Origin of the sequence: Neobacillus niacini, from assembly GCF_048572935.1 — a bacterium.
Taxonomy (GTDB): Bacteria; Bacillota; Bacilli; order Bacillales; family Cytobacillaceae; genus Neobacillus; species Neobacillus niacini.
In genome coordinates this window covers 2,306,108-2,320,178 of record NZ_CP183883.1, presented here as the reverse complement: position 1 = coordinate 2,320,178, position 14,071 = coordinate 2,306,108, and the positions used below count along the sequence as shown (strand labels likewise).

Sequence of the window (14,071 nt, the reverse complement as noted above, 5' to 3'; positions counted from 1 at the left end):
CACTCTTTCTACTATTTCTATCAATCTATTTTAACAGTTATTATAAAATTTTCGACAAAAAATCTAAGAATAAGCAAAAAAGACCACTTACCGTGATCCTTTTCCGTCTTCATTTCGTGTTTTACCTAATATAAAAATTGGTTCTAATTCTCCATCCTCATACAAAAATGATAAAGCTGTTATTGGTACGCGTCCATTAGCAAAGAAGCTCATCGCCATTTGTGCCAAAACATCATATCCCGTATTGTTTTGAATATCCGCAATGATTAATACATCCTGATGTGGTACAGCAAGGACCATAGTCCCTGTGATTTTTTTCTGCATATCATTTAAAAAGCCTTTATTTAATATTCTGCTTGCATCATAGCCATCGTTTGAATTCAGAAAATAAAAGGTATTACCTGCTACTTGATCTTCCTTCAAAGATGTCCTTAGTGACCTCACATTAAATAAGGCGATTTCTTTAATGCGGTTTGCCTGCCATCCTTCTTTTTCCATGATACGGGAATCAATTAATCGGTACGTTGTGCCCATATCATAGGCATAAAAGATTTTTGTTTCTGCAGTGTGCTCCTCCGTTAAAAAGTGAACACCTTCTTCTGATTCGTTAGGAAATGATGTCGAGCGAATAACCGGAAAAATCTTTTTCTCATGGTCTGTTAACTGGACTGAATCCGTCATGGCCCTTAGTCCCTCTTCTACATAATAAACCACTTCGTCAATGGCCTTTTCCTTCTCTGAATGCCACTTTGCAACAATCCCCCCCAGAGTTACCGTTATTCCTTTTCCAAGGGTTTTATGTTCAATACGTAATTGATCCTTTTCACGATCATACGTGATTTGCCGATCGGCCGCAGCTAAGCGTGTTTCTAATTCTCTTTTCATTTTAATGCTATCCATCTTCATCTTTATCCCTCCAGCCTACCATCCAATTGTACATTAAAAAATCCTCCATCTCAAAAAAGATGGAGGAGTATGACTGTATTATTTTAGATCGTTAATAAATCTTTCTATTTCCTCTTGCGTTTTCCGATCCTTACTAACAAAGCGGCCAAGCTCTTTCCCATTTTCAAATGCAATAAAGCTTGGAATACCGAATACATCCAACTGTTGGCATAACTCAATAAATTCGTCCCTATCAACATGAATAAAAGTAAATTCACTAAACTTTTCTTCTATTTCTGGAAGTATGGGTTCGATAATCCGACAATCTGGACACCAGTTTGCCGAGAACATGAATATTGTTTTTCCTCCATCACGGAGTTGTTCGAATTGCTCCATAGACGCTAAGTTTTTCAAAAGAAATACCCTCCTTTATTATTAATCCACATTTACAACTGATTTTACCATTTGTGTCATCACTGCAGCTTCATTTTTCATACTGCTTGTTTTAATCAATGTTGTAATCTTTGTTCCACCAATACCTATAGTCATTTCATTCATATCTTCGTCTAGTTTCTTAATGATTAGGTAGCCAAACTGGTCACTTTTCTTAAATTGTTGATTAATATCCAGGTTCTTATTTTGCGCAACGGTTGATTTGTAAACTACATCGCTCACTTTATTTTCTTGAGGATTATTAAAAAGAATATATTGTTTAGATCCATTTTTCAAAATGATATTATTTGGAGACTCGTCTTCAATTTCATACCCAAATGGCAAATAAAAGTTAATATCTCCGCTTTTTTGGTTTGTTTTTTTCGCTTTTTCATTAAGTGCTTCTTTCACTGTTCCAATCGTTTCTTTGCTTTCGGCTTTAAAATTTGACTTGCCACAGGCACTTAGTAAGAGTATAGATAAGATTATGATCAAAATGGCATTAAAGAATTTCATCTTTCTTCGCCTCCTAATATGACAATTGTCCTATCTATATCATACCTTCCCTAATGTTCATTAGACAAGTCTTTTGTCGATTTTTGTTGTCGAAAAAGAATGGATTCTTTTATTTGAAACTAATCCTGCTTCCTAGTGGCTTTTTGATAGTGATATTGACCAACCAGGAGGTTCATAATATGTGAAAACATCTCTGAACGGTTAATCAATCCATTGGTAAAGATACCAACTGCCCCTTCCTTCTTTCGCACGTTTTCCTTCTTTGCATAATCATCCATAATGGGTCCAAGTTCTTCTCCTGCTCTTAATCGATCCGCAATCTCTAGAGGAAGTAGAAACCTGGCTCCGCCGGCAATAATGGGTTCCATATTTTTTGAGACTAGCGCCCCCCAATTACATAGCAGCAAACCTTGGGCAGATTCTTGGACACCGCCCTCTAGCCCGATTCCAATATCTCCGTTTCCCATTTCCAAAGCACCAACAGCACGATTAATAGCTCCCTTAATGGTCTCGTCATCTGAAAAAGGCTGCTCACTCACGCCCGATGGGATATCCAACGAAAGAAACTCCGTTTGTTGATAATGAAATGCATTTTTTACCGCATCCACTTTAGCAGGATTATTTGAACCAATAATAATTTTCATTTTACAACCTCTCCTTTCCCATATAAAAAGAAGGCATATCATGCCTCCCCTTTGTAAAAATTAACTGTTTGCTTTAATGGTATCCACTGTTGTTTGGTCACAAGCTTTTACGAGTTTTACAATGAGTTCTTTAGCAGCTGCATAGTCATCGATATGGATGATCGAAGCATGTGTATGAATGTAACGAGAACAAATACCGATAACGCCGCTTGGAACACCTTCATTAGATTGATGAACGCGTCCTGCGTCCGTGCCGCCCTGTGAAACAAAGTATTGATAAGGAATCTTATTTGTTTCTGCAGTATCAAGAATAAACTCCCTCATTCCACGGTGGGTCACCATTGATTTATCAAGAATTCGGAGGAGTGCGCCTTTACCTAATTGACCAAATTCCGATTTACTTCCTGACATATCGTTAGCTGGGCTCGCATCTAACGCAAAAAAGATGTCGGGGTTAATCATGTTGGCAGCTGTTTGTGCGCCGCGTAAACCTACTTCCTCTTGGACGGTTGCGCCGGAATAAAGAATATTTGGCAAAGTTTCATCTTTTACTTCTTGAAGTAATTCGACCGCAAGCCCGCAACCATATCGGTTATCCCAAGCCTTTGCTAGTATCTTCTTTTCATTCGCCATCGGTGTAAAAGGGCAAATAGGCAGGATGGCTTGACCAGGTCTAATACCAATTCGTTCTGCGTCCTCACGATCATCCGCACCAATATCAATTAGCATATTTTTCATTTCCATAGGTTTGCTGCGCTTAGCCTCATCCAATAGGTGAGGAGGAATGGAGCCTACGACACCAATAACTGGCCCATTATTTGTCATTACTTGAACACGCTGCGCCAATAAGACCTGACTCCACCAGCCTCCAAGCGGTTGAAACCTTAGCATTCCATTATCCGTAATCGCCGTTACCATAAAACCAACTTCATCCATATGACCAGCAACCATTATTCTTGGTCCATTTTCAGTACCTTTTTTAACACCAAAAATACTGCCTAATTTGTCCTGAATGATTTCATCCGCGTATTGAGATAATTGCTCTTTCATGAAGTTTCTAACTAAATGCTCATTTCCCGGTGCTCCTGGAAGCTCTGTTAACGTTTTAAATAAATTTAATGTCTGCTCATTCAAAATAAATTTCCCCCTTTAATGGTCTAATAACAATATGTATATTTTTTATCTTACTGAACTAATAGTTCTCTTAACAACAATTAATTTGTCTTAAGGATTTATTATGTTCTTTTTATTAAATGAGATATACTGGAAATAATAGCAATTTGAATATCCGGAGGTGCATTATGAACTGGAAATCATTTCTCCTTGGAGCTGCAGTCGGAGTAATAAGCGGATATGCAGTCAAGGAAGTCATTTCACAGAAAACCTATGTTTCACCTGAAAAGGTTTTAGAAAACGTAAAAAAACAATTCAATCAAAACGGACCCATTAATGGCTCTTGGATCCATATGATAACGGAGCCTTTTGAGAAACACGACATCAAATATCAAGTTTATAAGGGCGGGATTTCTAAAAGCCAAAATGGAGTAAATGAACAGTTCGAATTTATTGCAGATGCAACGACCGGAACACTGATTGACGTAAAGTCAGCTACAGAGCCAGCCCTATAATAAACAGCAGCCGTATCCAAAGAGGTACGGCTTTTTACTATCGTGACCTTATTTTATCCTCTTTATACTGTTCTGAATTTGACCATCTGCCCCCCATTTTACCGCACGATAAAATGCATCATGGTAAAAAGTAAACCAAACCTCTTTATCCAATGCATAGGTACTCCATTTTTCTTTTGCGGCAATCGAGTCCATTGGATAATCATCATAGGCCATTACCCAAAGTGGGCTTTTATGCGCATGCGTAGGCATTAAGTCAGCCATATGGATGGCCAATTCCCCTTCATCCTCAATAACAAGAATAGAATGTCCATTGCTATGACCGCCAGTATGATACATCCTGAGCGCTCCTAGACTCCATTTTTCACCAAAAGGAATCACTTGCGATTCAATTGCTTCCCAATTTTCCTTCCAATATGTACTTTTGGAACGAATATTCGGATTCCTCATTTCATCCCATTCAACAGCGGAGGTAATAATTTTAGCTTTAGAAAAGACTGATTTATAAAAACCATCTTCCAATTTTGTCAGACCGCCAGCATGATCGTTATGCATATGGGTCATTAAAACATAGTCGATATCTTCTGGGTTTAATCCTACTTGTTTTAAAGAGCTATCCACGTTAGATTGTGCGGTAACGCCAAAATTTCTAAGTTGTTTTTCAGATAATTTTCCTTTTCCAAGTCCTGCTTCTACCAAAATATTCATGCCATCCATTTGAATTAAGATTGGATCGGTAGGGAGTTCAATTTGATTGTTTTCATTAGGCGGATATCTTTTGGACCATAGCGGTTTAGGAACGACTCCGAACATTGCGCCGCCATCTAAGTTTGTAATTCCACCTGCTAACCAAGTAAGCTGAACCCTGCCAATTTTTAACGTCTCCATTTCTTTCCCCCTTTGATTTATTAGTTATATTTTAACATATACAAAAAAGACAGTCTTTTAATAGACTGTCTGGGACATTAGTTTTGATATTTTACCTCACAGCGGTAAATTCGATTACCCGCTTCGGAAAACTTTTGTTCATACTCTGTCATGATATTTCCTTCATAATCACTTTTATGAAGGTCAAGGCTAAGGAAAGTTAATAATAATCCATACTCGGAAAAACTTTTCAATGAATATTCAAACAAGCCTTGATTATCTGTTTTAAAATGGATTTCACCTTTATCCGCCAGAATATTTTCGTAAAGCTTCAAAAAGTCCTTATAAGTCAGCCTTCTTTTTTCGTGGCGGCTCTTAGGCCATGGGTCTGAAAAATTCAGGTAGACTCTGTCAACATCATTCTTTGCAAAGTAATCACTTAAATCGCTGGCATTGACATTGAGTAATCTTAAATTTGGCAAATCGGCTTCAATTAATCGTTCTAAAGCAGCAACAATAACGGAGTCGTAAAGTTCTATGCCTATATAATTTATATCGGGATGTGCCTTTGCCATTTCTGTTATAAAGCGGCCTTTTCCTGTTCCAACTTCAATGTGAAGAGGCTGTTCATTATGAAAAACTTCATGCCACTTTCCTTTATAATTTTCTGGGTTTGCGACAATATATTGTGGATGGTTCTCAATCATTTCCTTCGCCCAAGGTTTATGCCTAAGTCTCATTTTGCTTTGCCACTCCTAATAAAGATATTATTTTTTATTATTGGTAATAATGGGGTTCCCCATTAATGTATAAACAAAAAAAGAATTCACAACCTAACTGTGAATTCTTTTTTATTTTCACTTGAAAGGGTGTACCAACATGCCATTAAGTCATCAGGACCAAGTTTCATTACTAAAAGATATATTAAATAATCATCAAACCGATTGCTGTGGGTCTGTTTCAGAATGTGAACAATTGGAACGATTAGTAAAGTCTTTAATGGTGAACACACAGATTGACCAAAATGTTAAAAGCATATTGCAGGAGGTATACAATTACAGTCAGTACGGCGCCCAAACTGCAGATTTAGACGAGCATATTCTTTCCAATCAAGGTAATTTATCACAGTGGGTGTCTAATATAGACACGTATTCCTGATTACAAAAGCTCATCTAAAAAGGCAATCCACTTATCCATTTCGAGAAGCCGGTCTTTATTTTTGTAAAATTGAATAGAAGATAGAGTTTGAAGTGCAACATACCATTTCATTCTAAGCTTTAGGTTTTCTGTTAACGGTTTTCCATACATCGATAACCAGCTATCCCAATTAGCTTCCGGAATGTACAAATAAAGAAGCATACCAAGATCAATCGCTGGGTCTGCAATCATCGCACCATCCCAGTCAATTAAATACAACTGGTTGTCTTCCGTAAGCAGCCAGTTGTTATGGTTGACATCTCCATGACAAACGACTTTCTCATTACTGAAGACATTTGCTGCCTCTTCTAATAGAAAATTCAATGCTTTTTTTACAACAGGGAATGATAACACTTCTTCATCCAAGAGCTCAACAACAGATTGAAATATCATATCTGGCTGTAAAGGCTGCTTTTCAAGCCTGCTTAACATCCCAACCATTGGTTCAGAGCGGTGAATCTTCCTGAGCATCCTAGCAACACGTTCATGGTTCATATCATGTGGCTTTAATTCACGTCCAGGGAGCCATTGCTGTGCCGTAATCACATCTCCGTTTTCCAATCGTTTTGTCCAAACAAGCTTTGGGACGATTCCTTCTGCAGATAAAACTGCTAGAAAAGGAGAGGAATTGCGTTTTAGAAAAAGCCTTTGGTCTTCATAGCTAGCATAAAAGGCTTCTCCCGTTGCGCCCCCCGCAGGGACAATCTCCCATTCTTGTCCTAATATATGTTCCAAAATTGTTCACCTTCAATTTATGCCGTTCTCAAATGGGTCTCTCAAAACACCATTTAGTAGTTTAATTAAGAAAAATATTTTAGAAAAATAAAAAAAGCTATTGGACAATAACACACAATAGCCATCTTACTAAATTTTATCTCCAATTAGCTTTAGTCGTCAAGTACATCTGACCAAACTATTTTTTTACTAGAATGGTTAAGCAAACTGGTTCTAGTACTATTTCTTTTCCTTCCACCTTTTGAGTGGAAGAAATTCCCGCATCTTTATCATTGGCGATTACTGTCCAGATGCCATCTGGTATTTCAACTAATTGCTTTGTCCTTAAAGGGTTGATGAGTAGAAGAACTTCACTAATATCATTACTTAAACACTGATAGTAAACTCCAATTAGTGGCGAAAGCAGCGGTAAAAGATGAGTATTTGCTCGAATTTCATCAGCACTTTTCATTCGGAAGCAAGGCATTTCTTTACGGATCTGAATCAATCCCTTTATATAGTTAACATTATCCTGATAAAGGTGCTTCCGATCCCAATCAAGCTGGTTAATATGATCTGGTGATTTGTAACTATTCCCATCGCCTCGTTTTGTCCTGAAGAATTCCTGACCGCTGTGCAGAAAAGGAATCCCTTGGGATAATAGTACAAGACCAGTTGCAAGCCTATGATATTTCATATGAAGTGCATCATCTAAATCTGGAAGACAAGAAACAAGTTTATCCCAAATGGTATGGTTATCATGGCATTCCGCGTAATTTACCGACTGAAAAGGTTCAGTTAAGAGGCCGCCAGCTTCTTGATTTAATCCAATGCTTCCAGTAATAACATCGATAGCGCCTTCATAATAATGCTCATTCCCTAATACGTATCCTTTATCATACAAATTAAAAGTACTTCCCTTTATCGTATCACGAAATTTATCATTGAATTGACCGATGTCAGGAAGCTTTGAGTGATTGCGAATGATGGCTTTTTTATCAATGGGAAGCGGGGTATTTAGGTTCCAGCCTTCTCCGATAATTAGGGTTCCCTCTTGAATGCTGTCACAAGTTTTCCTAACTTCCTTCATGGTTTCAACATCCAAAATCCCCATTAGGTCGAAACGAAAACCATCAATATGATATTCCTCCATCCAAAAACGGATAGAATCAACGATGAACTTTCTTACCATTTTCCTCTCTGAGGCAATATCATTTCCAACTCCTGTACCATTCGAAGGAAAGCCAAGCTCGTTATGTCGAAAATAATATCCCGGAACAACTTTTTCAAAGGAAGATGTTTCGCGAATGTAGACATGATTGTATACTACATCCATAATAACCCTTATTCCTTGTCCATGAATGGCATCAATCAATTGCTTCAATTCTATAATTCGGGCGTAGGGATCGGATGGATTTGTGGAATAGGAACCTTCTGGTACATTAAAGTGTATGGGGTTATAACCCCAATTATAGTCTTTATTTGGCTCCAATTCATTTACTCCGGCGAAATCATTGAATGGCAGAAATTCAATATGAGTTATACCTAAATCCTTTATATAAGAAAGTCCTGTTGGCTCAGTGTCTTTTCCTTTTGTGTTTAACTCACTTGCCCCTAAATAAAGACCTTTATTCTTTACACCACTATTTTGATGGATGGTGAAATCCCTGATATGCGTTTCATAAATAATGGCATCAACTGGATATTCAAATGGAGGTAATGAAGGCTTTTTCCTCCGCGTTTTCTCCAGCTTCACAATAACCCCTAGTTCCCCATTCGCCGTAACTGCAACAGCATAAGGATCTATCGATTCTCTCCATTCCTGGTTGACAAGGATTAGGAAGGTATACTGATAAAATTCTAAATCCTCGTGAATGACTACTGACCAAACACCTTTATTCTCGCGTTTCATCTTGACAATTTTTGAGTAAGAACTGATTGGATTTCGTAATTTTAATTTTACTTGTGTGGCTGTTGGCGCCCAAAGTTTAAAACCCGTTTGATGATCGCTGCATTTCACACCAAGGTCGTTTCCACCATAGAAAAAACGGTCATCAAATGCAGGTGTTCGTATTACTGCACCTATTTGAAGATCAGTTCTTCCACCATGCTCATCCATAATCCAGTAGGAATGACCAAAAGTAATTTCCTCAGCCAGCCGACAAATATATTTATTATTATTTTCAATTTGCTGCTTCTTGATAATTTGCAAAGTTCTAACATGTTGCATCTCATCAGTGATCGTGAAAGTGGAAGACAAACCTTGATGATAGGAAAGTGGCAGAAGAATCGTAATGATATCCATCTCATCTAAATAAGCTAGGAAAATACGGTCATTGGAGTTCATTCGAGTCCCTCTCTTTCAGAACAGTTTCTCGCATACTTCCCACCCTCGTTAAAACCTTTAGTTTTTTTGTTTGAACATAGATATTTAAGGGAGTGTATCCTATGTCCTCACCATCAGCATGGACATATAAGGAAGCTGAAGATTGAATGAAAACGATTCTTCCCTTAAAGGTCTGTACCTCTTTAAATTGAATGTGCTTACCCCAAAATACGCTAATAAAAACCAATAATAGCTTCCATTTTGACAAACTATGGACTACCGTAATATCTAAGAGTCCATCATCGGGGATCGCATCAGGTGCAATCATCATACCTCCCCCGTAATAGGGCTGATTGGAAACAGTTACAAACCATGTTTGTTCAAGTATATGCCTTCTGCCGTCAATTGATAAATCAATTGTTGCGCATTTATAAGAAAATAGTTTTTTTAGTAAAAAATACACGTATACCAACCGGCCTAAAGACAGTTTATTGAGCCAAGCTTTAACTTTAGAATGGTTTACCTCATGGGAAATTAATGCATCGAACCCAGCACCCATATTATTAATAAAATAGGTTTCTGAATGATCCTTCATCGTGACCATTCCAATATCAATGATTGTTGCTTCCTTTTTTATCAGCCGAAGAATAACCGATAAAGCTTCTTCTGGGTCTGAGGGGATTTGAAAGCCCCGAGAAAAGTCATTTCCAGATCCTCCTGGTACGAAACCAAGAGTAATATTGTTATATTTTACAATTCCATTCACGACTTCGTGCATGGTTCCGTCCCCGCCAACGGCAATAATGACTTTTTTCTCATGGTCTTTTGCAGCAATTTGCGACGCTAATTTGATCGCATGACCAGGGTATTCCGTAAAGAAGGCCAAGTAAGGGATTTTATCTTCGAGTAGTTTTGTTTCAAGTTTCCTCCATACATTTAAGCAGTATCCATTTCTCGCTTTTGGATTGATAATAAAATAGATTTGTTTCATACAACCAACCTTTTACGTTAATTTGTAGCTTATTCCAATTTGTATATTGTTTTTTCCTCGTATTTCGGTGTTTTATCAAGATGTGTTTGGTATAAAACAACCTCATCCACTTTAAATAAAAGCGGCTCTGGCTGAAGCTTATCCCATACATTAAGGAGATTTTGCTGAAAAGGTTTGTCCCCTGTCCATTTACGTGCAAGGGTGAGGTGGGGTTTAAAGGGTCTTGTTTCAAGTTGAAAACCAGCCTCTAAGCATGCGGAAAATACTTTTTTTCTAACGACCTGCAATTCTTTACTTTCATTTGTATCTGCCCAAAAAATCCGCGGTGAATCTTGTTTACCAAAGACTCCAAGCCTGGTTATTTTCAATATAAATCCTTTTGTCCCGCTTAATGCTGCTTGAACGTTCTCCATCGCTCTAGTAAGTTTTTCAGAAGGGGCATCTCCTAGAAAAGCTAATGTTATATGCAAATCTTCATGGTGAACCCAGCGGCCGAATGGGAGAAATTCTTTTAACCTCTCCCTATTTTCTTTCAAGATCAGCTTTGTTTCTTGCGGAATTTTTATCGCAAAGAAAAAATGTGTTTGTTTGTTCATATTTATCATTCCTTTTCTTATTTTAGACTATTTTTTCCAACTTGTATGTATTATATAGGTTAATAAAAATAGAAACGTGCACCAGATTTTTTCCGTTGCACGTTTCTATGCTAGATTCCGTTATTAACAAGTACTCCACATTGTTTTTCAATTTCTTTTTTAAAAAATTCTTGCAAATTTCGAGTTAGTGGACCCGGATTTCCGGATTTAATTTTATTTCCGTCAATTTCAATTACCGGCATTACTTCGGCTGTTGTACTCGATAAGAATACTTCATCTGCTTCCCCAAGTTCTGCAAGTGAAAAAGTCCGTTCAAGTACTGGGATATTATTTTTCTTACAGAGATCTACTATCACATCTTTTGTAATTCCTTTTAGGATTAAATGGTTCGATTCATGGGTTATGACTGTCCCATTTTTTACAATAAAGATATTTGAAGAGCTTCCTTCTGTGACATCCTGGCCGCGGTGCTGAATCGCCTCAAAACAGCCTTGCTCGCTTGCTTTTTGTTTAGCTAAAAGATTACCAAGTAAATTTAAACTTTTTATATCGCAGCGAAGCCAGCGAATATCCTCTGTTAAGATTGCTTTTACTCCAGACTTGAGGTTTTCCAAAGGTCGTACTCCCTTAATTGTATAGGCTACAATTGTTGGTGGAACATTTCCTGTTGGAAATAAATGATTCCGAGGCGCAGTTCCTCTGGTCACCTGCATATAGATATTTCCTGTTTGCAAATTGTTTTTCAGTAATAGTTCTTCTAACATTTCCGTTAATTCTACAATCGAAAATGGTATAGAAATCCCTATACTTTCAGCACTATTAGCGAATCGTTTTAAATGTTCAGTTAGTGTAAACATTTTTCCATTATAAACACGGATAACTTCGTACACACCATCGCCAAACTGATAACCACGGTCTTCAACATCAACCTTTGCTTCCGACCGGTCTATAATCTCCCCATTTAATAAAGCATATTCCATTCTTTAGTCCCCTTTTAGTTAGTATTATTGAGCCAACGGAACAATTTCAATATTTTGATATCCTCGCCATTATCTTATCAAGATTCTGTTTAAAAACGAAATATTTTCCATTAGCACTTTTACGTCGAAAGGTGTTAATTTACAAAAAATTCAATTAATTTGTCATAAACTTAACATTTACATCCATAGACTATAGTAAGAATCAAGTAAGGGAGGAGAATAACCGAACAATTATTGTTACGAAGTTATGTTTTTTATGTAAATATTTCGCTAATGGTGGAAATTTTCAGAAATTGTGGGTACAATAAATGTAAGTCATCGGGGTATCCACTGCAACTATCTATTAATAAAAGGAGTTGTCTGCGGGAAGAAAATTACATACTAATCAAAGAGGCTGTCGGTAGAGGGATAGACACTAGGTTTTTATAAAAGGATAGGGAGTGGTTCTTTGAAACCTTCAACTAACCGGATGTTAAACCGCATCAAATGCATCTACATGTTTATTCGTAATAAGGGCACAGTCACGACGCAAGAACTTGTAGAGGAATTTGGTATCACTCCTCGCACCATACAACGAGATTTAAATGTTTTAGCCTATAATGACTTGGTAATAAGCCCAAGCCGCGGAAAATGGACGACCACACAAAAAAAAGTAAAGATGTCTTCGTAATATATGGATAAACAAATAAAAGCAAGCACGCACGCGAATATCTCGCGTGCGTGCTTGCTTTTATTTGTAAAATAGGGTTGAATATCTAGTATATTATGATATATTAGTATAATACTTTAGCGCTTAAAAGCGTTTATGTAAGATAGTGAAAACTTTTTAAATAAAGGTAGGACAACATGGAAAATAATCATCATGAACTAAAAAAAGGATTACTGCCAAGGCATGTCCAGTTTATTGCCTTAGCCGGCATGATTGGTACAGGAATTTTCAAAGGTAGTTCCGATACGTTAAATATCGCTGGACCTAGTGTTATCTTTACCTATCTTATTGGCGGGCTATTATTGTTTATCGTCATGGCTGCTCTAGGTGAGATGGCTATTGCTTTTCCCAATCATAATGTACAGCTGCTTCTTTATCGAGCCTTTGGTTTTAAGCTGTCATTTATCACGGGCTGGTTATATTGGATTAACTGGACCATTGTTATCACGGTTGAATTATTAGCAGCTGGAAGTTTTCTGCAATTTTGGTATCCCTCGATACCATTATGGCTTCTTAGCCTAATATGTGCTGCAGTCATTATTGGGATTAATTTATTCCCGGTAAAATATTATGGAGAGCTCGAGTTTTGGTTTGCAGGGATAAAAATAATCGCGTTAGTCGCTTTTATCTTTTTGGGCGCTCTTATCATTTTTGGAGTTTTTCCAAGTGATATTGGGGATCCACTAGCAAACTATACTGCACATGGCGGATTTTTCCCGCACGGTGTCAGTGGGATGCTAAGTGCCTTTTTGGTCGTTATGTTTTCATATGGCGGTGCTGAGTTAATTGGGGTTGCTGTGACTGAAACGAAGGACGCTGAACGAGTTATGCCAAGTATTATTAAGGGTGCAGTATGGCGGGTTATTATTTTTTATATTTTTCCGATCTTAATTATTTGTGGTATTATGCCTTGGAATTCTGTTAATGGTCAAGAAAGTCCATTCGTTCAAGTTTTTACTATGACTGGACTTCCTGGAGCAGCACATGTAATGAATTTCATTCTATTAACAGCCGTTCTTTCAGCCGCCAACTCAGGGATCTATGCAACATCGAGAACACTATTTTCTATGGCTAAAAGCGGAGTTGCTCCTAAAGGATTAATGAGAACCTCTAGTAACGGAATTCCTTTTATTGGTCTTATGATTACCAGTCTCTGTCTATTAGTTGGTGTATTCTTAGCTTACATCAGTCCTAGTAATATCATTAGTTACCTTATGACAATCCCTGGCTTCACAATTATGATAGTTTGGATAGGAATTTGTTCAGCCCATTTAAAGCTGAGACCGCAGTATAAGGTTACTCCTTCTTTTAGGGTTAAATGGTTTCCATATACAACGATTATCGCTATAGTAGTATTAAGTTTAATTTTTATTGGTTTTATTTTAACGCCAAACAATATAATAGGCTCAACCGTCTCTCTTTTAATAGTGGGAGTACTGGTAGTTCTTTCATTAAAAGCAAAAAAGAAGTGATATCCAATTATTTAAAGGGTTCCATTTTCGGGTGAATTGACGTATGAATTTGCATACGTCTTTTTCTTTATTTATTGGTTGGGAGGGGATGAGGTTAAGCACCTGAGTTGATAA

16 protein-coding genes are annotated in these 14,071 nt (G+C 37.4%); 4 read left to right on the top strand and 12 right to left on the bottom strand.

Features of this window, described 5'->3' with window-relative positions; all coding sequences use genetic code 11:
• Positions 1–87 precede the first annotated feature (87 nt).
• From ACN6MT_RS11050 to ACN6MT_RS11030, 5 genes are all read right to left on the bottom strand, one after another.
• A complete protein-coding gene (locus ACN6MT_RS11050) occupies positions 88–906 on the bottom strand; it encodes a DUF1444 domain-containing protein (RefSeq protein ID WP_419955891.1) in 819 nt (272 codons plus the stop codon).
• A gap of 78 nt (positions 907–984) precedes the next feature.
• Complete coding sequence (locus ACN6MT_RS11045) at positions 985–1,299, bottom strand: thioredoxin family protein (RefSeq protein ID WP_063252194.1); 315 nt, start codon at positions 1,297–1,299, stop codon at positions 985–987.
• 21 nt (positions 1,300–1,320) lie between these two features.
• Complete coding sequence (locus tag ACN6MT_RS11040) at positions 1,321–1,833, bottom strand: hypothetical protein (RefSeq protein WP_419955890.1); 513 nt, start codon at positions 1,831–1,833, stop codon at positions 1,321–1,323.
• Between the two features lie 119 nt (positions 1,834–1,952).
• Positions 1,953–2,477 carry a DUF84 family protein gene (locus tag ACN6MT_RS11035; RefSeq protein WP_419955889.1) on the bottom strand — a complete coding sequence of 175 codons (525 nt, stop codon included), beginning with the start codon at positions 2,475–2,477 and terminating at the stop codon, positions 1,953–1,955.
• A 60-nt stretch (positions 2,478–2,537) separates the two neighbouring features.
• Positions 2,538–3,611, bottom strand: a complete 1,074-nt coding sequence (locus ACN6MT_RS11030; protein WP_419955888.1) for a M42 family metallopeptidase — start codon at positions 3,609–3,611, stop codon at positions 2,538–2,540.
• Positions 3,612–3,778: 167 nt separating this feature from the next.
• On the opposite strand from ACN6MT_RS11030, the gene ACN6MT_RS11025 reads away from it, so the two are divergent.
• Positions 3,779–4,105, top strand: a complete 327-nt coding sequence (locus ACN6MT_RS11025; protein WP_419955887.1) for a PepSY domain-containing protein — start codon at positions 3,779–3,781, stop codon at positions 4,103–4,105.
• Between the two features lie 48 nt (positions 4,106–4,153).
• Here ACN6MT_RS11025 and ACN6MT_RS11020 read toward each other — a convergent pair whose 3' ends face one another.
• A complete protein-coding gene (locus ACN6MT_RS11020) occupies positions 4,154–4,993 on the bottom strand; it encodes a YtnP family quorum-quenching lactonase (protein ID WP_419955886.1) in 840 nt (279 codons plus the stop codon).
• A gap of 77 nt (positions 4,994–5,070) precedes the next feature.
• Positions 5,071–5,712 (bottom strand): tRNA (guanosine(46)-N7)-methyltransferase TrmB, encoded by a 642-nt coding sequence (gene trmB, locus ACN6MT_RS11015; RefSeq protein WP_419955885.1) that lies wholly within the window; start codon positions 5,710–5,712, stop codon positions 5,071–5,073.
• A 139-nt stretch (positions 5,713–5,851) separates the two neighbouring features.
• Between trmB and ACN6MT_RS11010 the strand changes: the two genes are divergently transcribed.
• Positions 5,852–6,130 (top strand): YtzH-like family protein, encoded by a 279-nt coding sequence (locus ACN6MT_RS11010; protein WP_063252181.1) that lies wholly within the window; start codon positions 5,852–5,854, stop codon positions 6,128–6,130.
• On the opposite strand, the gene ACN6MT_RS11005 is transcribed toward ACN6MT_RS11010, so the two are convergent.
• The 5 genes from ACN6MT_RS11005 to dat all read right to left on the bottom strand — a co-directional run bounded on the left by ACN6MT_RS11005 (position 6,131) and on the right by dat (position 11,776).
• Complete coding sequence (locus ACN6MT_RS11005) at positions 6,131–6,904, bottom strand: phosphotransferase (protein ID WP_419955884.1); 774 nt, start codon at positions 6,902–6,904, stop codon at positions 6,131–6,133.
• A gap of 178 nt (positions 6,905–7,082) precedes the next feature.
• Positions 7,083–9,230, bottom strand: a complete 2,148-nt coding sequence (pulA, locus tag ACN6MT_RS11000) for a type I pullulanase (RefSeq protein ID WP_419955883.1) — start codon at positions 9,228–9,230, stop codon at positions 7,083–7,085.
• Entirely contained in the window at positions 9,217–10,200 is a 984-nt protein-coding gene (locus ACN6MT_RS10995) for a diacylglycerol/lipid kinase family protein (RefSeq protein WP_419955882.1), read from the bottom strand. Before ACN6MT_RS10995 ends, pulA begins: the two co-directional genes overlap by 14 nt.
• A gap of 29 nt (positions 10,201–10,229) precedes the next feature.
• Positions 10,230–10,796 carry an RNA 2',3'-cyclic phosphodiesterase gene (gene thpR, locus ACN6MT_RS10990; RefSeq protein WP_419955881.1) on the bottom strand — a complete coding sequence of 189 codons (567 nt, stop codon included), beginning with the start codon at positions 10,794–10,796 and terminating at the stop codon, positions 10,230–10,232.
• A 110-nt stretch (positions 10,797–10,906) separates the two neighbouring features.
• On the bottom strand, positions 10,907–11,776 hold the full coding sequence (gene dat / locus ACN6MT_RS10985; protein ID WP_419955880.1) for a D-amino-acid transaminase: 870 nt from the start codon (positions 11,774–11,776) through the stop codon (positions 10,907–10,909).
• 448 nt (positions 11,777–12,224) lie between these two features.
• Between dat and ACN6MT_RS10980 the strand changes: the two genes are divergently transcribed.
• Both ACN6MT_RS10980 and ACN6MT_RS10975 read left to right on the top strand, forming a co-directional pair.
• The gene (locus tag ACN6MT_RS10980; protein WP_063252171.1) at positions 12,225–12,446 is read left to right on the top strand and encodes a DeoR family transcriptional regulator; all 222 of its coding nucleotides are present in this window, start codon (positions 12,225–12,227) and stop codon (positions 12,444–12,446) included.
• Between the two features lie 176 nt (positions 12,447–12,622).
• Positions 12,623–13,957: an amino acid permease gene (locus tag ACN6MT_RS10975; protein WP_419955879.1), complete on the top strand. Its 1,335-nt coding sequence runs from the start codon at positions 12,623–12,625 to the stop codon at positions 13,955–13,957.
• The last annotated feature ends 114 nt before the right edge of the window (positions 13,958–14,071 follow it).

What these genes read in the sequence shown, in the direction of transcription:
- ACN6MT_RS11050 (WP_419955891.1), bottom strand. Translation starts at nt 906, where the DNA reads ATGAAGATGGATAGCATTAAAATGAAAAGAGAATTAGAAACACGCTTA.
- ACN6MT_RS11040 (WP_419955890.1), bottom strand. Translation starts at nt 1,833, where the DNA reads ATGAAATTCTTTAATGCCATTTTGATCATAATCTTATCTATACTCTTA.
- ACN6MT_RS11035 (WP_419955889.1), bottom strand. Translation starts at nt 2,477, where the DNA reads ATGAAAATTATTATTGGTTCAAATAATCCTGCTAAAGTGGATGCGGTA.
- ACN6MT_RS11025 (WP_419955887.1), top strand. Translation starts at nt 3,779, where the DNA reads ATGAACTGGAAATCATTTCTCCTTGGAGCTGCAGTCGGAGTAATAAGC.
- ACN6MT_RS11020 (WP_419955886.1), bottom strand. Translation starts at nt 4,993, where the DNA reads ATGGAGACGTTAAAAATTGGCAGGGTTCAGCTTACTTGGTTAGCAGGT.
- trmB (WP_419955885.1), bottom strand. Translation starts at nt 5,712, where the DNA reads ATGAGACTTAGGCATAAACCTTGGGCGAAGGAAATGATTGAGAACCAT.
- ACN6MT_RS11010 (WP_063252181.1), top strand. Translation starts at nt 5,852, where the DNA reads ATGCCATTAAGTCATCAGGACCAAGTTTCATTACTAAAAGATATATTA.
- pulA (WP_419955883.1), bottom strand. Translation starts at nt 9,230, where the DNA reads ATGAACTCCAATGACCGTATTTTCCTAGCTTATTTAGATGAGATGGAT.
- ACN6MT_RS10995 (WP_419955882.1), bottom strand. Translation starts at nt 10,200, where the DNA reads ATGAAACAAATCTATTTTATTATCAATCCAAAAGCGAGAAATGGATAC.
- thpR (WP_419955881.1), bottom strand. Translation starts at nt 10,796, where the DNA reads ATGAACAAACAAACACATTTTTTCTTTGCGATAAAAATTCCGCAAGAA.
- dat (WP_419955880.1), bottom strand. Translation starts at nt 11,776, where the DNA reads ATGGAATATGCTTTATTAAATGGGGAGATTATAGACCGGTCGGAAGCA.
- ACN6MT_RS10975 (WP_419955879.1), top strand. Translation starts at nt 12,623, where the DNA reads ATGGAAAATAATCATCATGAACTAAAAAAAGGATTACTGCCAAGGCAT.